This window comes from Rhizobium sp. LjRoot258, from assembly GCF_964254185.1.
In the GTDB taxonomy this organism is placed as follows: domain Bacteria; phylum Pseudomonadota; class Alphaproteobacteria; order Rhizobiales; family Rhizobiaceae; genus Rhizobium.
This window is the reverse complement of the sequence record NZ_CAXUST020000003.1, coordinates 73,032-93,158: the sequence shown is the minus strand read 5'-3', so window position 1 is coordinate 93,158 and position 20,127 is coordinate 73,032. Positions and strand designations below refer to the sequence as shown.

At 59.0% G+C, this 20,127-nt stretch carries 20 protein-coding genes and 1 pseudogene; 11 read left to right on the top strand and 10 right to left on the bottom strand.

Translation table 11 applies throughout. The features are described from left to right. Position 1: 1 nt before the first annotated feature. The 3 genes from ACSQ9D_RS28890 to ACSQ9D_RS28880 are packed head-to-tail and all read left to right on the top strand — an operon-like array spanning position 2 to position 2,777. Positions 2-835: an ABC transporter permease gene (locus ACSQ9D_RS28890; RefSeq protein ID WP_436285277.1), complete on the top strand. Its 834-nt coding sequence runs from the start codon at positions 2-4 to the stop codon at positions 833-835. Beyond that, positions 832-1,806 (top strand): ABC transporter ATP-binding protein, encoded by a 975-nt coding sequence (locus ACSQ9D_RS28885; RefSeq protein WP_436285276.1) that lies wholly within the window; start codon positions 832-834, stop codon positions 1,804-1,806. The genes ACSQ9D_RS28890 and ACSQ9D_RS28885 overlap by 4 nt, the downstream gene beginning before the upstream one ends. Continuing rightward, entirely contained in the window at positions 1,806-2,777 is a 972-nt protein-coding gene (locus ACSQ9D_RS28880; RefSeq protein ID WP_436285275.1) for an oligopeptide/dipeptide ABC transporter ATP-binding protein, read from the top strand. The genes ACSQ9D_RS28885 and ACSQ9D_RS28880 overlap by 1 nt, the downstream gene beginning before the upstream one ends. On the opposite strand, the gene ACSQ9D_RS28875 is transcribed toward ACSQ9D_RS28880, so the two are convergent. Continuing rightward, complete coding sequence (locus ACSQ9D_RS28875; RefSeq protein WP_436285274.1) at positions 2,759-3,565, bottom strand: phosphate/phosphite/phosphonate ABC transporter substrate-binding protein; 807 nt, start codon at positions 3,563-3,565, stop codon at positions 2,759-2,761. The two genes, ACSQ9D_RS28880 and ACSQ9D_RS28875, sit on opposite strands and share 19 nt — an antisense overlap. A 100-nt stretch (positions 3,566-3,665) precedes the next feature. Then, the gene (locus ACSQ9D_RS28870; protein ID WP_436285977.1) at positions 3,666-3,845 is read right to left on the bottom strand and encodes a hypothetical protein; all 180 of its coding nucleotides are present in this window, start codon (positions 3,843-3,845) and stop codon (positions 3,666-3,668) included. Here ACSQ9D_RS28870 and ACSQ9D_RS28865 point away from each other — a divergent pair. Next, a pseudogene (locus ACSQ9D_RS28865) lies at positions 3,774-3,921 on the top strand (IS6 family transposase); the annotation flags it as partial. The gene ACSQ9D_RS28870 and the pseudogene ACSQ9D_RS28865 overlap by 72 nt on opposite strands. A 178-nt stretch (positions 3,922-4,099) precedes the next feature. Here the strand turns inward: ACSQ9D_RS28865 and ACSQ9D_RS28860 are convergent. Genes ACSQ9D_RS28860 through ACSQ9D_RS28845 form a run of 4 tightly spaced genes read right to left on the bottom strand, consistent with a single transcriptional unit; the run spans position 4,100 to position 9,362 of the window. After that, the gene (locus ACSQ9D_RS28860) at positions 4,100-6,757 is read right to left on the bottom strand and encodes an ATP-binding protein (RefSeq protein ID WP_436285273.1); all 2,658 of its coding nucleotides are present in this window, start codon (positions 6,755-6,757) and stop codon (positions 4,100-4,102) included. Then, positions 6,742-7,917, bottom strand: coding sequence for a TfuA-like protein (locus ACSQ9D_RS28855; protein ID WP_436285936.1), 1,176 nt, complete (start codon positions 7,915-7,917; stop codon positions 6,742-6,744). The genes ACSQ9D_RS28860 and ACSQ9D_RS28855 overlap by 16 nt, the downstream gene beginning before the upstream one ends. Positions 7,918-7,928: 11 nt before the next feature. Next, entirely contained in the window at positions 7,929-9,149 is a 1,221-nt protein-coding gene (locus tag ACSQ9D_RS28850; RefSeq protein WP_436285272.1) for a YcaO-like family protein, read from the bottom strand. Positions 9,150-9,158: 9 nt separating this feature from the next. Then, a complete protein-coding gene (locus ACSQ9D_RS28845) occupies positions 9,159-9,362 on the bottom strand; it encodes a hypothetical protein (RefSeq protein ID WP_436285271.1) in 204 nt (67 codons plus the stop codon). A 244-nt stretch (positions 9,363-9,606) separates the two neighbouring features. On the opposite strand from ACSQ9D_RS28845, the gene ACSQ9D_RS28840 reads away from it, so the two are divergent. Next, positions 9,607-10,287 carry an iron-containing redox enzyme family protein gene (locus tag ACSQ9D_RS28840; RefSeq protein WP_436285270.1) on the top strand — a complete coding sequence of 227 codons (681 nt, stop codon included), beginning with the start codon at positions 9,607-9,609 and terminating at the stop codon, positions 10,285-10,287. 26 nt (positions 10,288-10,313) lie between these two features. Here ACSQ9D_RS28840 and speB read toward each other — a convergent pair whose 3' ends face one another. From speB to ACSQ9D_RS28825, 3 genes are all read right to left on the bottom strand, one after another. Next, positions 10,314-11,363, bottom strand: coding sequence for an agmatinase (speB, locus tag ACSQ9D_RS28835; RefSeq protein ID WP_436285269.1), 1,050 nt, complete (start codon positions 11,361-11,363; stop codon positions 10,314-10,316). A 94-nt stretch (positions 11,364-11,457) separates the two neighbouring features. Then, positions 11,458-11,850, bottom strand: a complete 393-nt coding sequence (locus ACSQ9D_RS28830) for a YybH family protein (RefSeq protein WP_436285268.1) — start codon at positions 11,848-11,850, stop codon at positions 11,458-11,460. Between the two features lie 15 nt (positions 11,851-11,865). Beyond that, positions 11,866-12,492, bottom strand: a complete 627-nt coding sequence (locus ACSQ9D_RS28825; protein ID WP_436285267.1) for a TetR/AcrR family transcriptional regulator — start codon at positions 12,490-12,492, stop codon at positions 11,866-11,868. 116 nt (positions 12,493-12,608) lie between these two features. Here ACSQ9D_RS28825 and ACSQ9D_RS28820 point away from each other — a divergent pair, with 116 nt between their 5' ends. The 6 genes from ACSQ9D_RS28820 to ACSQ9D_RS28795 all read left to right on the top strand — a co-directional run bounded on the left by ACSQ9D_RS28820 (position 12,609) and on the right by ACSQ9D_RS28795 (position 18,714). Next, a complete protein-coding gene (locus tag ACSQ9D_RS28820) occupies positions 12,609-13,703 on the top strand; it encodes a polyamine ABC transporter substrate-binding protein (RefSeq protein WP_436285266.1) in 1,095 nt (364 codons plus the stop codon). Positions 13,704-13,778: 75 nt separating this feature from the next. Continuing rightward, a complete protein-coding gene (locus ACSQ9D_RS28815) occupies positions 13,779-14,642 on the top strand; it encodes an ABC transporter permease (RefSeq protein ID WP_436285265.1) in 864 nt (287 codons plus the stop codon). Further along, positions 14,642-15,433, top strand: coding sequence for an ABC transporter permease (locus ACSQ9D_RS28810; protein WP_436285264.1), 792 nt, complete (start codon positions 14,642-14,644; stop codon positions 15,431-15,433). Before ACSQ9D_RS28815 ends, ACSQ9D_RS28810 begins: the two co-directional genes overlap by 1 nt. Further along, positions 15,430-16,527 carry an ABC transporter ATP-binding protein gene (locus ACSQ9D_RS28805; RefSeq protein ID WP_436285263.1) on the top strand — a complete coding sequence of 366 codons (1,098 nt, stop codon included), beginning with the start codon at positions 15,430-15,432 and terminating at the stop codon, positions 16,525-16,527. The genes ACSQ9D_RS28810 and ACSQ9D_RS28805 overlap by 4 nt, the downstream gene beginning before the upstream one ends. A gap of 4 nt (positions 16,528-16,531) precedes the next feature. After that, positions 16,532-17,266, top strand: coding sequence for an MBL fold metallo-hydrolase (locus ACSQ9D_RS28800; protein ID WP_436285262.1), 735 nt, complete (start codon positions 16,532-16,534; stop codon positions 17,264-17,266). 14 nt (positions 17,267-17,280) lie between these two features. Next, a complete protein-coding gene (locus tag ACSQ9D_RS28795; protein ID WP_436285261.1) occupies positions 17,281-18,714 on the top strand; it encodes an aldehyde dehydrogenase family protein in 1,434 nt (477 codons plus the stop codon). 610 nt (positions 18,715-19,324) lie between these two features. Here ACSQ9D_RS28795 and ACSQ9D_RS28790 read toward each other — a convergent pair. Further along, the gene (locus tag ACSQ9D_RS28790) at positions 19,325-19,804 is read right to left on the bottom strand and encodes a methyltransferase family protein (RefSeq protein ID WP_436285260.1); all 480 of its coding nucleotides are present in this window, start codon (positions 19,802-19,804) and stop codon (positions 19,325-19,327) included. Positions 19,805-20,127 lie beyond the last annotated feature (323 nt).

The following is a 20,127-nucleotide window of genomic DNA, read 5'->3' as shown; positions in this document are numbered from 1 at the left end:
AATGGCCGGGCTTCTCGATCTCTCTCGCCGCCCCGGCGGCACTTTCGCTCTCTTGGCGGTGACGCTTCTCTGTCTGGTCGCGATCGCCGCGCCGTTGATTGCACCGTATGGACCGAACGCCATCGCGCCGGGCAACCGGCTTATGGATCCGTCGCTGCAACATCTGCTCGGAACCGACCATCTCGGCCGCGATATCCTGAGCCGCCTGATCTATGGCGCACGGGTGGCACTCGGCATTTCGCTCTCGGTCATCGCCATCTCGCTGACGACCGGCGTCGCTCTTGGTGTGGGCGCGGCGCTCGCGCCACGGACTATCGACCTCTTCGTCGTCGGCATCTTCGATATCGTCACCTCTTTTCCGAGTATCATCCTGGCGCTGGCGCTGGTCGCGGTTTTTGGCCCAGGCCTCGGCAATGTCGTGCTGCTTGTCAGCATCGTCTTCATTCCTCATTTCGGCCGCGTCGCCCGCGCCCAGACGATCGCCATCCGCAATAGCCCCTTCATCGAAGCCGAAAGGGTCCTCGGGGCCGAGACCTGGCGGGTGATCCTGCACCATGTCACGCCCAACATCATCGGCCCCATCTTCGTGCTGGCCTGCATGGATATTCCCGTCGTCGTCACCATCGAGGCGGGCCTGAGCTTCCTCGGCCTTGGCGTGCGCCCGCCGCTTGCAAGCTGGGGCAACCTCCTCAACGACGGCTATACCTATCTTGACCAGTCGATCTGGCTCGCCACCTTTTCCGGCCTGGCGCTGATCCTCGCCACGCTCGGCTTCGCGCTTCTGGGCGAAGCCCTGCGCGACACGCTCGACCCGAAGCTGAGGAAAACGCTGTGACCGAAGCCCTCGTCACCATCGAAAACCTGAACGTGTCCTACCGCAATGCCGGGCGCAGCGCCCATATCCTCGACGGTGTGGATATTACCATTGGCCGCGGGCAATCAGTCGGCCTCGTCGGAGAGAGCGGCAGCGGTAAGTCCACAGTGGCCTTCGCCATGCTCGGCCTGCTAGCCGACAATGCGGAGGTTTCGGCAAGCCGCTCGGCTTTCGACGGGCACGAGACGAACCTCGCCATCAAGGAAACGACGGCGTTGCGCGGCACCGATATCGCGATGATCTTCCAGGACCCGATGACGGCGCTCAATCCGATGTTCACCATCGGCGCCCAGCTCGTCGATATTCAGCGGCGGCGGTTTCCAAAAGAAAGCCGACGCAAGCTTTGGGCGCGAGCCGAAGCGGTGCTTGCCGATGTGGGCGTACAGGATGCAGCTACGCGCATGCGCCGCTATCCGCACGAGTTTTCCGGCGGCATGCGTCAGCGCGTGGTCATTGCCATGGCGCTTCTGGTCGAGCCGAAGCTGCTGATTGCCGATGAGCCGACCACGGCGCTCGATGCGACGATCGAGGCGCAGGTGGTCGAGGTACTGCATCGGCTCAGGCAACGGACGGCCGCTTCGATGCTGGTCGTCAGCCACAGCATGGGACTGATTGCCGAACTCTGCGACAGCGTCATCGTAATGTATGCGGGAACGGTGGTGGAAAGCGGCCCCGTGCGTGACGTGCTGTATCGTCCGCGCCACCCTTATACCCGCGCGCTGCTTGCCTGTGAGATCGACCCTTACGCGGCTTTCGACCCCTCACAGGATCTGGCGACGATCCCCGGCAATGTCCCCGATCCCGCCCACCGTCCCAAAGGCTGCATCTTCTCCGGCCGCTGCCCGTCCCGCCACGACCGCTGCAGCGAAAAGCCGCCGCGCCGGCAGGCAGGCGACGGACATGCCTTTTCCTGCTGGCCGGAGACTGCCTGATGAGCACGCCCGTTCTATCGCTGAAGGATGCAGTCGTCCGTTACGACCGGCTGACGGCTGTCGACGGCGTCTCGCTGGAACTGCGACGCGGCGAAACCCTGGGTCTCGTCGGCGAAAGCGGTTGCGGGAAATCCTCCATCGCCCGGACGATCGTTGGGCTCCAGCCGCTTGCGGCCGGTACACTGACCATCGAGGGTGAAACGCTGCAGGGTGTGCCAACCCAGCGCCGCGGCGATCTACAGCGTCGGATCCAACTGCTGTTTCAGGACCCGACCGCTTCGCTTTCGCCGCGCATGACGGTGCACGCGCTTCTGGCCGAGCCGCTGAAAATCCGCAAAATGCATACACCTGAGAGCTGGACGCGGATCACAGCGCTCGCGCAAAGCATCGGCCTCGGCGAACAGCTTCTTTCGCGGTATCCGCATCAGCTGAGCGGCGGCCAGGCGCGGCGCGTGGCGCTCGTGCGGGCGCTTGCGGCCGAACCCTCCATCATCGTTGCGGACGAACCGACCGCTGGCCTCGATATCTCCATCCAGGGTGAGCTCCTCAATCTCCTGAGGGCGCTTCGAGATCGCCTGGGACTGAGCTATCTGCTCATCTCCCACAATCTCAATGTCGTCGGCCGCGTAACCGATCGCGTTGCGGTGATGTATCTCGGCCAGATCGTCGAAAGCGGGCCAACGGCGACATTGTTTCGCGATCCGGCACATCCTTATACGCGCGCGCTTCTCTCGGCCAACCTGACGCTCGATCCCGATCGACGCCGCGAGCGCATCGTGCTTTCCGGTGAGCTGCCGAGCCCCAGCTACCCGCCTTCCGGATGCCGCTTCCACAAGCGCTGTCCGCTTGCCCAGCCGAGATGCGCCGGCGAAACGCCTGTCCTTCAGGCCGGGGCGGACGGACGCAGCGTCGCATGCCACTTCCCGCTCGCAGCCGAACCTGTTGTCCTTCCTCAGGCGATAGCGGGATAGCCATGACGCACGGCACCCCGATCAAGCTGCGTCAGCACTTCGTAGTCGGCATCGCCGAGCAGACTGATGCCGCGCAGCGAAAGCGTGCCACAGATCTCCGCAAGCGCGGGATCGGCGATGGTCTCCGCCAAAGCGCGGCGCAGGATCCCCAGGTCCTTTGCGGACGTCGCGGCCGCGGTGATGAAGGGCAGGCCCGGCCCCTTCGCTGTTTGCGCGAGGATACGCACGCCCGCGACACGGTCGGGATCGAAGCGCAAGGTGTTGCCGAAGGTTACGCAGTCGATCGCCGCGACATCCGCCTCCCCGCTCGAGACAGCATCGATGCTTGCCCGATGACCGCCGGTCTCCAGCACCGAGGAGAAGAACCGGCCATCGATGGCATGAGGCGCCACGAAAGCGCGAAAGAGGTTGTAGCCGGAATTGCTGCCGGGCTCATTGATCGCAGCGCGTGTGCCCCTCATGTCCGCAATCGACTGTGCGGGCGACTTTGCTTTGACGATTATGAAGCTGCATTTGAGCGGCCCATCGCAGCCCGGCAGTCCATAGACGGGCGACCCCACCAACTGCACCTTGCCCCGAAGATGCTGGACATAGGGGTATCCGCAGGTCTGGCCGAACAGCAGGTCAGGGCGAAGCCACGCCTCGTCGTAGCGGACTTCGTCGTCGAGCGCCTCCGGCGCGTCGAGCCCGTAGGCGCGGATGCGCTTGCCCAACGCCTCCCAGAACAGCCGCGTCGCCTCCATGATTGGTGGCGGGCTGACGTACATGGCGAGGCTGGCAATGGGCATCGGACGAGCTCCGGAAAAGTGACTGGAAACCTATGCAATGCATAGATTTAAATCGCAATGAGATTTCTTCGTTGAAAGGATGCCTGCCGTGAACCTCCCCTCAAAAGAAGCCTGCTTCGCGCCCTCGGCTGCGACCGCGATCACCTGCGACGTGCCTATAATCGGCGGGGGCCGGCAGGATGATGCAAAGGCCAGGGTCGTCGTGCCCAAGCGCGACATCATGCCAATAGTCGAGCACCGGTCCCACAAAGACCTCAACAACCGAGCGGAGAATGCTCACCTGTCGCTTCGAAAACGAGAGCGGACGATGCAGGTGCTTCCGATCAGCCGGAGGTCTGCAGCGTTTCATCTTGATCGGCGCTCCGAACTTCCCCGTGAGGTGAGATGCGCTGGGTGACGCAAGGATGGCCGTCATGGGATCTGCAGCGACATGGCGTGTAAACAGTGCAAGAACTCGGATGAGTTCGAAATGGAAAAGGTGAAGACGAGGCTTGGCCAGGTTCCAATCAAGATCGAGCCTTCGCTGTGCAGCCTCTACGCCGTTGCTGAACTGACTACAGCACGGCATGTTGCAAGGACCTCCTCCCACCGACGCGAACCCGCTTTTTCGATCTCGAGCGCGTATCGTTCATCCCCCAGAGCCTCGCGGATCGCTGACCGGATTTTTCCGAGATCTGCATCGTCGGTAGGCTCAAACCGGACACCCAGGCGAGCGAGACGCGCTTCGACTGCTCCAACGAGCGCCGCAGCTCCGACCCAGTCCTCCTTGGCTGCAAGCACCCCGCTTACCGCTGCAGTCGCGAGGTTTTTCACCATTGGATAATCATATCGCTCGCCAATTGCCAAAGCTTCGCCCGCGAATTGTGCAGCTTCCTTCCAATCGCCTCTATGCAATCTAAAGTGCGCCAGGTTTTGCAACAGATGGCCCGGCCAGTAAGTGTCGCCAAGTTTTTCAAGGAGCGTGAGGGCTTCACGATAGTAGGCTTCAGCACCAGTCTCGTCGCCCTCCATACGTGTACCCTCCCCAATCGCAATGAGGGAAAGTGCCGTTCCGTAGTCGTCACCGACCGCTCTCGAGAGCGCGAGGGACTCTTCGATGAGCATTCCTCCAGCCTCGGGGTCGTCGCCTGCCGTGGCCTTTGCGATACCGGCAATTATCCCTGCGCGTGCTGTTCCGGCTACATCCCCCAATTCGGAATAAATGCGATAACTGTCGGCGCCATATCGGAGGGAGGCCGCCGGGTCGCCGGCCATATATCGGATCAACGCGGCGGAGTTGAGGATCTGCGCCGAAGCATCCCCTTCCGCGACGGTACGTGCATGGGCCAGAGCCCTTTCCGACCACGTGAGTGCTTCCGCAAACTGGCCTCTTGAGATCCAGAACCATGTAAGTGCCTGAATGAGCTCGGCAGAGGCTTGCGCACTGGATTGCTTCATTCCCCAGTCTAGGGCCACTCGGATGTTGCCAAACTCCTGCATCAGATGCTCGACGAAGTCGCGCTGATTAAATCTCATGACATTTGGCGCGGCGGATCGAGCAAGCGAGGTAAAATGGTCGGCGTGACGGCCACGCATTTCATCGTACTCGCCCGACCCTTTTAGTTTTTCGAGCGCGAATTCACGTACCGTATCCATCATGTTAAGCCGCGGACGACCCAACGCCGTCGTCTTAAACAGCAAGCTTTTGTCCAGAAGCGCTTCAACCTGGTCAACAACATCGTTGTCGCCACCAAAGAGGGATTCTATGGCTTGGAGATCAAAACCGCCGTTGAAGACAGCCGATGCATAGAAAACACGACGCTGACCTTCTGTCAGGAGGTGATCACTCCATCCGATTACCAGACGAAGGCTGCGGTGCCTGGGGTCTACATCCCGCGCCTTGTGTTGTAGATCCTGCGATCTCGTTTTAAGGCGATTCTCCAACTCCGCCAGGCTGAGGAGACCAACATGAGAGGCCGCCAGTTCAAGCGCGAGAGGCAGTCCGTCGAGCCTCCGACATATCCTTGAGATTAGGTCCGCCGTGTCATCCTCCAGTTCAAAATCAGGACGGTCGCGGTGGATGAAATTTCCGAAGAGTTGCACAGACGGATTCTGGCGGATCTCATCGATATTTGTCACTTCGCCGGGGGTGGCGAGAGGAGGAACAAAAAACTCAGTTTCAGAGCGAAGCTTAAGAGGCTCGCGACTGGTAACAATGACTGTGACGGCTGGGCACCTTGTGAGGATGGTGTTGATGACCGGCGCGCCCTCAATAAGATGCTCGAAGGTATCGAGGATAAGGAGCACTTCAGAGTCGCCGAGGGCGTTGCACACGGCATCTATTGCCGAGATCCCAGGTACCTCATGTATCCCAACGGCCTTGCAGATTTCCGAACCGATCAGTTCTGGAACGTCGATCGCGTTCAGCTGCACGAAAAACACTCCCCGTGAGAAGGAGGTCAGCGCGGATCTACCCGCGTGGATCGCCAAGCTCGTCTTTCCTACGCCACCAGCTCCGGTCAACGTGACAAACCGACTTTCCTTTTTCTCGATAATTCTACGAAGCCCGGCCAATTGTGGCTCCCGACCGAAAAGGAGTGTCACATCCAATGGAAGATTTGTTCGATTGACGCCGATCGATGAGATCGGAGCAAAATCTTTTCGCAGGCCCGGTATCACAAGATCAAAAAGGGCTTCGGGATATCGAAGGTCCTTCAGGCGATGAAATCCGAGATCGCGTATTTCGACGTCAGTCCCGCCCATCCGTGGCGCTATTTCGTCGCGAACCACATTTGAAATGACGATCTGACCACCGTGCGCCACAGACGCGATTCGCGCCGCACGGTGCACCTCAATTCCGGTCACCGCTGTATCACGCCTCCTCACTGATCCGGCGTGCAGCCCCATCCGGACCAATGGCTTGCAACCTTGAATCCACTCCTCTTGTGTTAAGGCAAATTGGGCGTCGATCGCTGCCTGAACTGCTGGAGTAGACGCCGGAAACAGCGCGAAGACCGAATCTCCTACAACGTTGATCTCTTCACCACCGTAGGACTGGATGGCGTTTCGCAACAGCTCATTATGTCGAAGGAGCATGTGGTCATAGACGTCGGGGTAACTATCCACGAGGTTGGTTGAGCCTTCGATATCCGTAAACAGCATGCAGACGCTGTCGCTTGACGACTGGGTCGCTTCTTCTAGCCGGAATGCCATCTTAAACCCTCCTGCGATCGATCTACTTGGTCTGATGGGAACAAAAATCTCCTTCGTAGGCATCTGACAAAAGCGACTTGAGTGCGATGTCTTGTTAGGCGTCTTGAGCGAAATGGGCCGGCTCCTTCACCAACGAGAAGCTCCCTCCACGAGCCAAAGCCATGGGCGCCTGCCAACTGCTCCTCAGCCTCCCAGAAGTCACTGCGGCCGGGTCTAAGTTGGCAACGCTGGGCCTCGGAAACAGCTCTCTTGAACACATCGAACCTCATCAGCTCCGCCTCTAGCTTGCCGGAAGCCTCAATGAGGTTCCAAACCGCCGAGAGTGGCGGCGCCGTCAATCCTTCATGTGGCCAGTCGATCGCGCCGCCGACCAACTTTCTTGCTCGACCCGATAACCATAGCCATTCGATGAACTCCGTTTCTATTTGCTGCCGGCTTGTATCGCCTGGCAGATCGACACTATGCCGACCTCTCCCATCGCCTAGGAGCCCAAACAGATGAGATGCACTGGATTGTGGCCGGGGATCGGCTGATTTGCAGATTCTCGCGACATGCCTTGCGGCCTGGACTGCATCGGCGCGCTTTACATCTACCTCCCGAAGAAAGTTCAGTATTTCGTGGGAGAGGTGGGCCCCTGCCTCCTTGAATATGCGTGACCAACTGCGTCGCGTAAAATGCAGCGATTGAGCTGCTGCGATGATTTTCTCAGCTTCGGACGTGGCAATGAGGCCCTTCCTATTTGCCCGCCGCAGCGCAATTCGCACATTGATCAATGGTTCTGTGAGTGGGGGGAATGGCCGTTCCTCACAGAACAGGACCGCCACTTCGTCTTCGTTTGAAATTCGACGGTTCCGGAAAAGCCGAAATATGACGCCAACGCCATGCGCTCCCGCCGGCGAGCAATCGGCCGCTCGCAAAGCGCCCATGCTCGAGGCACCCACGACGACGGCTCCGTCTGCTACTACATCGATAACCTCTCGTGGCGAAATGGCAAGGACGCTGCCGAATGCCCCGTCGAGGATCAGAAATATCTGATGCTTCAAAATGCGGTGGGCGTAAAGGTCGCCACGCTGCGCTGGAGGCCGTACGGTTGCGTCCGGCAAAATTGCTAGAATGTCCGAGGCGGGTGCGCTCGGGCCGAGGAAAACAACGGGGGGCATCGCACACGTTTTCACAACACATGCCTTGCGCTTCGCCATCCAACCCGCCGGCTATCTATTGCAAAGAGTGACAGTCCAGGTACCCTCACTCTCACAACGGGCACACCGAATGACTTTCGGGCTAGATCAATAATTATGGCCTGTTGGAGTCCGACGGCGTTCAGCCGTTCCAAGACGAATTCGATCTCTGCCTTCAGGTCTGGCAAATCCATCTCGGGAATCGTTGAGAAATCGTGTTGTGTCGACATTTGGTTGGAGCCCCCTCGCTGCCCACCAGGAAAGGACGACATCTGGTTGTAGGAATCGCGGGCTCCATGAATGACGCCAAGCCGTGACTGGAAGGATTCGAGAATCGCATGTGTTGCAGCTGCGGCTGCCCGCAGATCAGCACCCCAGCCCTCAGCAACCAGCGGCATCGGCCCGGAAACCCCCGGAAAGGCGCGATCTATCAACGTGCTCGAGATTACCGGGATCTGAAGATCGGTCGTCAGATCTTCCAAGATAAGTTCAAGGCCCGCGTTCCTGGCCCGGTCTGCGAGCGCTCCGGGACCTGGCGGAAGCGAAGTCATGTCAATCCTGCGTCCAACGGGGCCTCTGTCCCCTGCCTGTCCAAAGCGATGGAAGAAATGATGCTGGCTAACAGCATCGCGCTCAACGACCTCCAGGATTCCGCTTCGCAAGGCTTGGCTGTGGGTGAACCCTGCTGCAAGCCCATTGGTATCAACCTGATCCAGAATTTGTTCCGTTGCAGGAGATCTCGCCAGGTCGGCTAGTATCCAGATCGGACGGCTGCTGACCAGTTCCCACCCTTCGACCCACTCAAACTTGCGATCTTGTCGATAGCTGGACGCCCGCGGAAGATCGAACCACAACGGATCGGCCACGTTAGCACCGCAGGACGTGAGCTCAGAATAGGTGAATTGGTGCAGCTTGCCGTCAAGCTCCTGTGCAGAGATCCTCTCTATGGCTTCCATGACCGCGCCGACACGAGCGGCTTCCTTGTCCATCCCTTTGCCCAGATGGGTTGTCAGGTCTTTTGCCATCGGCGTCACCGACGTAAAAACAGGAACTTGCAAGACATCGAGCGCTGTGAGGTCCGCGACGCGAGTTATAGGAACTTGTTCCAATATCGATATGCGGAACAGCCTCTCTCTTGCCTCCTGCTGGGCGTCGTCCCCGCAATGATCGCAGTCGTACAGTGGCCACTGTTCTAGGCGGCTGAGGGGCGCCACGACCCAGCCTCAGAATCCACAAACAACTGAGTGGTCCTTGTTGAGGTAAATGTGGGATCCAGTTCTTTTGCTGATATTTGTAAGAACTGCGATTTCATCGTCGGTAAGGTTTGCAATAGCGTCGTGTACCGCTTGTGGAAGAAAAGCTTCCTCCACATCCGGAATGACATTGGATTTTTTCAGCTGGTCAAAGTTTGCCTGGAAGTCTGGCATGTTGCCCTCCTCGGGTGCCGACCTAAACTGTTCTGTCCCTGCTAGAATTGCCAACGAGCGCCAATCACTAGGCGCCGAGCATTAATAATACTAAGTTGCAAGATCGCATTTTGTCCAGTTTATTTTGCCCGTATCTCGCCCATTATAGACGCAACGAAATTATTGTCTCTTGAATCTTGAGAACAGAGGGAAGTACGTCTAGTTTCCTTCGTGTCGATGCGACGGCTCGCTGATCGGAGTTGCTATGGATAAGCTTGAAAGCAGAGCTAATAGTGACCTAGTGAGGGGTAGAATTGAACTCTGCCTTCCAGGGCTTGATGCAGCATTCACAGACCTTTGGCGAATGAAACCCGAACGGGAAATGACCACGGCGTTTCTGGTCTTGCTCCATCAAATCATGCGAGCATCCGTCCCTTTAATGCAGCGCGCGGCAGAAAGATGCGACGAGCTGGAGGGATCGGACAAGTTGGCTGCTCCACTCGCCCGATACTATCGGCATCATATTTCCGAGGAAGTGGATCATGACGTATGGGGACTTGAAGACTTGGCGAGCGCAGGATGTCATCCAGAGTTAGTCCTCTCCGTCATTCCCCCTGCTGGTGTCGCTCGGCTTGTCGGTAGCCAGTATTATTGGATTCAGCACCATCACCCCTTGATGCTTCTTGGATACATCGCGGTTCTTGAGGCCTTCCCTCCTGCGGAACGCAAGATCGATGAGATTCGAGATCGATCGGGGCTGCCGGAATCGGCTTTCCGAACCCTAAGAATTCACGGGGAGCTAGATCCAGCCCACAGTGCAGAAATTGACGACACCTTCAATAGGCTGCCGCTCGATCGGAAACATCTGGAAATGGTTAGCTTAAGTGTAATTCACAGCTGTGAATCGCTCGCAGCGAGCGTGAGGGCTTTGAGACCTTTACACTGACATCGTAACCCATGATCCAATGGCACCTACTCGAGACCCCTCACCGCCGGGCTGAAGACCAAGAGGCTGAGGATCTCGAACAGCACCTGTGCACCGGCCTGTGCGGTGTTGGTGGTGCTGTCATATTGCGGGGCCACCTCCACGACATCGCCACCGACGAAATTGAGACCTTTCAGGCCCCGCAGCAGCTCCAGCGCTTCACGGCTGGTCAGGCCGCCGATCTCGGGCGTTCCAGTGCCTGGCGCAAAGGCCGGGTCGAGACTGTCGACATCGAACGACAGATAGGTGGGGCCATCGCCGACGATTTGCCGGGCTTTCTCAATAATCGCGGGGATGCCCATGCCGTTGATTTCCTCCGCATGGATCACCGTCATCCCGGATTCATAGGAGAACTCCCAGAGATATTCAGCAGGTCCCCTGATGCCGATCTGGATGGTGCGGGTCGGATCGAGAACGCCATCCAGAACCGCGTTGCGCATGGGACCGCCGTGATGGAATTTCGTCTGGTCGAACGGGCCACCCGTGTCGCAATGGGCGTCGATATGGATGAGGCCGACGGGCTCCTTGGCGCCGACCACCTTGAGGATCGGATGGGTTATGGAATGGTCGCCACCGACGGAGAGCGGAATGACACCTGCTTCGACGATCTTGCGGATTGCTGCCTCGATATTCTCATGGCATTGCTCCAGCCGATAGCGACTGGCGAATGGGATGTCACCGATATCGGCTACACGCAGATCGTAGGCAGGAGCGCAGTCGAGCACATGATTATATGGTCCGATGCGCTCAATGCTGCGCACGGCCCTCGGTCCAAATCGCGAGCCCGGCCGATTGGTGACGCCGAGATCCATGGGGACGCCGACAGCCGCGACCTGTAGGTCGCCGAAGTCGGGGGCGGCGAAATCGACGTCCCTATAAGGCAAACCTGCGAAGGTCGAAATGCCGGAATAGGGGGCAGCGCGCGTGCCTCCCTTGAAGATCTTTTCGGCGACACGGCGGAAGCGGGGATCGAAGAACTCGGCGCTATCGGCAAATTTCTTGCGCAGATCCTCAAGGTGCTTCTTCAATTCAACCATCGTCCTGTCCTTCCTATAAAATTGCACGGCAATATGACTGATGGGCGCAAGCCGGGGCGACAAGTATTTTGCGGACGGCCTCGATCGTCAGCTCTTACGGCCGCGGCGAAAGATGCTCGTGGATCGCCAGCCACTCGCCCGTTGCTTGCTTCTCGAAAACGATCGTTTCGCGCTCGGTGCTCGTCGACGGCTCGCCGTTGAAGGCAAGGTCCGTCTCGACGGAGTGGGTGAATATGGCAACGGAGCCAGCGATCCGAACATCCCTGTCGCTTGAACGGCAGGCCCGGACACGAAATCCGTCGCGTGTCTCCCACAATGTCCATTCGGACTCATACTCTGCGCGCGTGCGAAGGCAACGGTCGAGATTATGAAATATGAAGGTGGCCTGGGGCGTAAAAGCCGAGAAGTAGCGGTCGCGGTCGTGGCTGCCGAAAGCCTCGACAAGACGATCTGCGGCCGCAAGCACAGCGTGTTCCTGGTGTTCCATCCGTGACGTTCCCTGCTACTGAATTTTGGGGCTGCTGATCAAAACAGCAAGCGGCCTGTTCTGCCGCACGACGCGTTCCTTGAGTGTCTCAAGTGTCATCGCTTCATCTTTGACGAACTCAAGGAACATCATGTTGAGGTTGTTGAAGGCCATCTGACCCACCGCAACCGCGTCGATCCCCGGCATGACAGCGCCGCGAAGCTGCAGTTTCTGCACCAGCATAGAGACCTGATCGCACAGGCGCCCGTCGAGTTCGGTATATCGGCGGCTGAACGGGCTCTCGGGCTGCTGGATGGAGATCGCCATGGCCGTGCGCCACATCTCCTTGCTGAGATAGACCAGCGAATGATCGAAATACTGGTCGATCAGGACTTGAAGCGCTTCCAGCGTTGTGGCGGGTGGATTTTCAACGATGCTCTTGCCGGAGGCCAAGACTTCCTCGACCTCCATGGAAACGGTGGCGACCAGGATGTCTCCCTTGTTTTCATAGTAGTTGTAGAAGGTGCCGACCGACACCTCTGCACGCTCGGCTATGTCTTCGATGCGGGCGCTGTCATATCCGACCTCCCGAAAAAGGCTCGTCGCCGCTTCCAGAATGCGGCGATTGCGATCGGCTTTCTGCTTTGCGCGCAGTCCCGTCATGGTCGACTCTCTCAAATAATGAATGTCCTCAAAAATCATATTGACTTAAAAAATGAACTCATTCAATCTTTTTCGTGAAGGCGCCGGAATGAGCGCCACCGACAGAGGGCAACATCATGATCGATATTACTGAAAGCGCTTTTGCGCGTCGTTTTCTGGCCTCCGCCGCCACCCTGGCGCTCGCCGTATCAACGGCTGCGATCACCCCGGCACCAGTCCTGGCGCAGGAGGAATTGAATGCGCTCGTCTGGTGCGACCACACGGATCCCGCTCTGATCGAGCCTTTCGAGAAGGCCAACAACGTCAAGGTCAATCTGAAGGAATACGAGGGCACCGGTGCCGGTCTCTCCATCATCGACCAGTCACGTCCGGGAGATTGGGATGTGCTTGTTATCGATGGCGTCGACGTGCAGCGCGCTGTCGACAAGGACATCCTTGCGGAGATGCCGGCCGATGCGCTTCCGAATGCGGATATCTTCCCGGAAGTCCGGATGGAGGCTAACAATACCCGCGACGGCAAGACCTACGCGGTCACCGAGAAATTCGGCTACAACACGGTTTCCTACGACAAGACGAAGGTCGATCCGGCCGACATGAAGGACATGTCCAAGCTCTGGTCGGAGAAATACAAAGGGCGCATTGCGGTCTACGACTATTATCTGCCGATGATCGGGCTGACCGGCATCGATCTTGGCAAGACGACGGCAAGCCTGACGGATGCCGACCTGCCGGCAATCAAGGACAAGCTGTTTGCACTCAAGGCCAACGCCAAGCAGGTCAGCGACGTCGTCTCGTCGCAAACGGCGCTTGCCACAGGCGAGGTCGACGTTGTCTTTGGTGGCGGCGAATGGCTGACGGCCGGACTGGTGAAAGACAAGCCCAATCTCGATTGGGTCATTCCCGAGCAGGGCGCGGTACGCTGGGCGCAGTCGATCGGCGTCATGAAGGACTCCACGAAAAAGGATCTCGCCCTAAAGTTCGTGCAATACATCGTCAGCCCCGAAGGGCAGGCGCGGCTTGCGACCTCCTCTTGCTACTGGGCGATGCCGGCGAACGCAAAAGCCGGCGAACATCTGAGTGCCGAACAGAAGTCCGCTTTGCGCTGGAACGAGCAGGCCGACTATCTGAAGCGCACGCAGCTTTATCCGATCCCAAGCGCGGAACTGGACGCAAAGATGCAGGACGTCTGGACCGAGATGCTGCAGAACTGACGGCTTCGTCCTTTCGCGAATGCGATCACCTTGCCCCTCTCCCCGTTAACGGGAGAGGAAGTCGGAGTCTTGCCCATGGCTGCTATTTCCCTTGAAGATACAGAGCGCCGCAAGGCCTGGGGTTTCGTGGCTCCGGCACTTGCCTGGACGGTCGTCTTCTTCGTGGCACCGTTTCTGTTCATGGCGGCCATGAGCCTCTGGGCGCAGCAGGGAGGCTCGATCGTCCGCGTCTGGAACTTTGGCAATTACATCGCCTTCTTCGAGAAGGACGCGCTTTTGCGGGGACTGACGAACTCCCTGGAAATCACCGCCATCGTGACGGTTCTCTCGATCCTGCTTGCCTATCCTCTGGCCTGGATCATCGCCGAGCGGGTGCCGCAGAAATTCCAGCGAACGGCGCTGATCCTTGCGGTCCTGCCGTTCTGGACATCCTACGTTGTGCGCTCTTATTCCTGGCTGCTCGTGCTGTCGCGCAATGGCGTCATCAATCAGACACTGATGAACATGGGCGTCATCAGTGAGCCGCTGGAACTTGCCAGCAACCGCACGGCGACGGTGATCGGTTTCGTCCATTTCTTCGTGATGCTTCTCACCCTGACGATCTATGCCAATCTTGTGCAGCTTTCGCCGAATTATCGCCGCGCGGCAGCCGATCTCGGGGCAAATGCATTTCAGACGTTCTGGCACGTCATCTTGCCGCTGACCATGCCGGGTATCATGACCGGGGCTTTCCTGACCTTCGTGCTCTGCATCGGCGATTACGTCACGCCGCAGATTCTTGGCGGCAACAATGAGCTTGTGCTGCCGCAAATCATCATGCTGCAGCTCGGTCGTCGTGCCGATTTCCCGATGGCCGCCGCGCTTTCGATCATTCTGATGCTCGCCGTTACCGCGGCATATGTCGCCTGTGCGCGCTGGTTAAAGATCGAGAGGACGTAATGACACGCAACACGATCACCAGCATCGTCTCAAGCGCCTACTCGGCTCTGATCTTCGGCTTCATTTTCCTGCCGGTGATCGTGCTTGTGCTGTTTTCTTTCCAGGATGGGCGCCTGCCGGTGCCGCCGTTCAACGGATTTTCCCTGCAGTGGTATGAAGCAGTCTTCGCCGATCGCAAGCTGATGTCTGCGTTGCTGCACTCCTTCCTGGTGGCGACGATATCGTCTTTCGTCGCTTGCCTTCTCGGATTTCTGGCCGCCTATGCGCTCGCGCGCTTCAAGCTGCCGGGCTCTGCCTGGCAACGCGGATTGCTCATCGCGCCGATGACAGTCAGCTACCTCATCATTGCGCTTGGGCTTTTGACCGTCCTCAACGTGTTGGGCATCGGCCTTTCGCTCTGGACCGTCGGCATCGGTCACGTGGTGATCAATCTGCCGCTTTGCTTTGCGATCATCTATTCGTCGATGGGGGATCATCACATCAACATCGAGCGCGCCGCGCGCGATCTCGGCGCGAGTGATATCAAGGTCATGGCCTTGGTGACGGCACCGATGCTGCTGCCGTCGCTGCTCGCCTCCTTCTTCCTGTCGATGACCTTCAGCTGGGATGAGTTCATCATCGCCTTCCTGCTGTCGCGCTTCGACGTGACGCTACCCGTCGAAATCTGGAGCCTGCTTCGTTCGGGCCTCAACCCCAAGACCAATGCCATCGGCTCACTGGTGTTCCTCGTTTCCGTCACCGTGCTGATCGTGCTGGAACTGTTCCTGTTCGGAAGGACAAAGAAATCATGACCGCTGCGGTTTCAATCGAGAACGCGACGAAAACCTTCGGCAGCTTCACGGCCCTCGATGACGTTTCCCTCGACATCGCTGCGGGCGAATTCATCGTCCTGCTCGGGCCGTCCGGCTGCGGCAAGACTACGCTTCTGTCCATCCTCGGAGGCTTCCTGTCGCCGACGAAGGGGCGGATCGCGATCGGCGGCAGGGACATGACCAACGTCCCCCCGGCAAGACGTCCGACGACGACGATGTTTCAGGACTACGCGCTCTTCCCGCATATGAAGCTCAAGGACAATGTCGGCTTTGGCCTCAGAATGCGCGGCGTCGGCAAGGCCGAGCGCGAGGAGCGCGCCAAGGGCTTCCTCGACCTTGTCGGCCTCAAGGCGTCTGCGGATAAGAAGCCACATGAGCTTTCGGGTGGTCAGCGCCAGCGTGTTGCTCTGGCCCGGGCACTGGCCGTCGACCCCGACGTATTGCTGCTTGATGAGCCGCTCGGCGCCCTCGACCTCAAGCTTCGCCGGCAGATGCAGGACGAGTTGAAATCGATCCAGAAGCGCGTCGGAACGACTTTCGTCCACGTCACCCATGACCAGGAAGAGGCCATGGCGATCGCCGACAGGATCGTGGTGATGAACCAGGGCAAAATCGAGGGTTTTGGACCACCGTCCGACATCTATATGCGCCCCCGCTCGCTCTTTTCGGCCGGTTTCATGGGAGAGGCGAACTTTGTTCCTGCGAGGGTCAAGAGTGTCGACGTTGCTGGCGCCAAACTCGAGACGCCAATCGGCAGCATCGTCATCGCGCGAAGCAATTTCACGGGCGGGGCACCGGTCGAAGGCCGGACCGTAACGTTGTGCATACGACCGGAGCATTTTCGTCGTGCAACCGAAGCGGCCGAACTGGGGACGGCTCTTGGCGACGCCGTCGTAACAGGCATCGCCTTCTTTGGAACGCACTACCGCTGCCATCTGAAAGCAGCAGACGCGCCGGATCTCTCGTTGGTCGCACACATGCCGCAATCGGCGGAGCTTGCCGAAGGCACGCGCGTTGCGCTCGCCGTCAATCCTTCCGATATCGTGGCCTTGCCGGACCACGCCAGAAATTGATCCAATGGAACGCATCAGCCCGGACAAGTGGTATCAGACCCGGCGCCTGGACGATGGAGTTACGTCGATCTCGGAGCCGTTTATTCAGGAGTTCTACCGCTGCAATATCTGGCATGTGCGAGGCCGTGACCGAGACATGCTCGTCGATAGCGGCATGGGGGTCGTCTCGCTGCGCGAATGGGTGCCGCTGGTGACGGAGCGCGAGGTGATTGCCGTCGCCAGTCACACGCATTTCGACCATATCGGTTGCCACCACGAATTCGAGTGCCGCGCGGTTCATAGCGCAGAAGCCGACCTGATTGCGAACCCCACCAGGGCAAATACGCTTGCCGATCCTTATGTCACCGACGAGATTTTCGATGCGCTGCCGCCGGAGCCCTATTGCTCGAAATGCTACGGCGTGAAGAAGGCCGCGGCGACGCGCATTTTGGAGGATGGCGACGTGATCGATCTCGGTGATCGAACGTTCGACGTCATCCACACCCCCGGCCACTCTCCCGGCGGGATCGCCCTGTGGGAAGCAAAGACCGAGACGCTTTTTTCCGGCGATATCCTCTATGACGGGCCGTTGATCGAGGACACCTATCATTCCAACGCGACAGATTATGTCGCCTCGATGGAGCGCCTTTTGACGATTCCGGCCCGCGTCGTGCACGGCGGGCATTTTGCGAGCTTCAGCGGCGATCGATACCGCGCGCTGATCACCGATTGGCTGAAAAACAAACAAAATAAGATGTGACGGGAGGACAGGACATGCTCGACAAGCGTAAATTCTATATCAACGGCGAATGGGTTGTTCCTCTTGCGGCAAATGATCTCGAGGTTCTCAATCCCGCCACCGAAAAGCCCGTTGCGGTCATCTCGATGGGCACTGTCGTCGATGTCGATCGTGCCGTGGCCGCCGCCAAGGCCGCATTTGCAACCTACGGCCGCTCGAGCGTCGAAGAGCGCCTCGCGCTTCTGGAAAAGCTTCTCGACATCTACAAGCGTCGCTACGAGGAGATGGCCCAGACGATCACGCTCGAGCTCGGGGCGCCGATCACCATGAGCCGCGAACAGCAGGCGGATGTGGGTGTTGGCCATCTTCAAGGCTTTATCGATGCCTTGAAGCGCCTTTCCATGCGCGAGGAATTGCAAAATGGCGACATTCTTTTACGCGAGCCGATTGGCGTCTGTGGCCTTATCACGCCCTGGAACTGGCCGATCAACCAGATTGCTCTGAAAGTGGTGCCTGCCCTTGCTACCGGCTCGACATGCGTGCTGAAACCGAGCGAGTTCACGCCACTCAACGCGATGCTCTATGCGGAGATGATCCACGAGGCAGGTTTTCCCGCCGGCGCGTTCAACCTCGTCAACGGCGACGGTCTCAACGCGGGTGCGGCGCTATCGAAACACGCCGACGTTGACATGGTGTCGTTTACCGGTTCGACGCGCGCTGGCATCGCCGTTAGCAAGGATGCGGCCGATACGGTCAAGCGCGTGACGCTGGAGCTCGGGGGCAAGTCTCCTAACATCATCTTCGACGACGCCGACCTTGAAGATCGCGTCACCGGCAGCGTCCTTGAATGCTTCAACAATTCTGGGCAATCCTGCGATGCGCCGACCCGTCTGCTGGTGCAGAAGCCGGTCTATGCGAGGACGCTCGAAATCGCCGAGCGCGTCGGTCGTGAGGCAAGCGTTGGCCAGCCGACGCAGGAAGGAACCCATATCGGCCCCTTGGTCAGCGATATACAGTTCGCGCGAGTGCAGGCGCTGATCGAAGCGGGTATCGCCGAAGGAGCTCGACTCCTGACGGGCGGTGCCGGCAAGCCTGACGGTTTCGAGGTGGGGTATTTCGTCAAGCCGACGATCTTCGTCGATGTCGACAACTCGATGCGAATTGCCCGCGAGGAGGTGTTCGGGCCGGTGCTGGCCATCATGCCGTTCGAGACGGAAGACGAAGCGATCGCGATCGCCAATGATACCAGCTACGGTCTCGCGGCCTACGTTCAGACCAGCGACCTCGCGCGCGCCGAGCGCGTCGCGGCAAGGCTGCGGGCCGGAATGGTCCATATTAATGGTGCGCCCTATCGATACGGGAGTCCCTTCGGCGGCTATAAACAATCGGGCAATGGGCGCGAAGGCGGGATATTTGGACTTGAGGATTTCTTAGAGGTGAAGACACTCCACCGTCCCGACGCAGCCTGAGTGGGATTGCGAGAAGACCGGCTTTGCGTGAGGCAGCAGGATCAGCCGACATGGGTGTAATGGCATCCTTTAAATTCTGAGTAGGCTGGAGGTTTGCCGGTACAGCTTTTCGATGAGCGCGTAGCGGGATTATGCGGGCAAGCGGACGCTCATCCGCGAAAGGCTAAGGCAGCGGAGATTCGCGGTCTGTTGAAGCAACTTCCCGAAAAGGATTCCTGCGTATCACAGAATGATCAATTGGGCTCGAGAGCGGTAAAGGACCTGAAAGCGCGAGGTGGAATTCATGCAATTGTCGGCGTCATCGACCAGGAGGAACTGTTTCCAGAGCATGATGCTCTCTTGATCCTGAGGGAGAGCCGCCAGCGAAGACGAACTATTGGGTGGACTAGCCAAGCTAGTCCGAATCCAGCGAGCGCTAGGGAACCATTCGCGCGCACGAAGGTTCTACCTATGCAACGCAGCCCAATCAACGTTGCGCGGTGACTGGCATCGCCCTAAAACGCCAGTCAAAGGGCTCGGTGCTCCGCTTGCGCCGGGCTCTTTCTTTTATCAAACCTTTCTCTCGACCTGTTCGCGTCGTTTGGGTTCCAGCAGGTTCGCCCCGTCGTCGCTACAGCCATCGTCCGACGCGAGCCTTGTAGGCGAGATAGACGTCGCCGAACTTCCGCTCAAGATAGGCCTCCTCGCGGGCGACCACGCCGTAGCGGATGAGGTGATAAAACGGCACCAATAGGACGATGAGCCAGAGGCTGTCGAAGGCGACGGCGAGGCCTATGAGGCCGAGGAACATACCGATATAGATCGGGTTGCGCGTGAAGCGGTAGGGCCCCTCTTCGACGATCGTCGTTGTCGGCTGGGTGGTCTGGATTTGCGTCCCCGCGCGGCGGAATGTCGCTGCCGCCCAGATCAGCAGCGCCAGGCCGGCGAGGAACACGATGCCGCCGAGCCAGCCGGTGGGCACCGCCGCAGGCAGAAACGGCAACGGATAGAGCCAGTCGAGTGCGAGCCCGGCGATCGCCGCGAGCGCCCAGGCGATCGGGGGCCGTACCGCCGCGCCTGACCTGTCGCGCATATTCCCGGTCTCGTTCATGCCGCCACCCGTCCCATCCGCTCCCCGGCCCCCCGGTCCGCGACGACTGTTCCACCGAAGTTCATCTCGCGTTGGACTACCGCAAACGGGGGCAGCTTAAGCGCGCAGGAACAGATGCGACGCTATCGCGACTAAAACAAACATCACCATTAGGACCGCCAAGTTGATCGCTATACCTTGGTAGTCGTAGGTACGAACGGAGCGAACGATTTTCTCCCACTGATATCGGACTGTGTAAGTCGACGGCACGTTGGCCTCCTTCGTGTCGGCCGCAATGCCTTTGCTTGGCGAGGCTCGACGTTTGGTCGCAAGACCTTGCACAC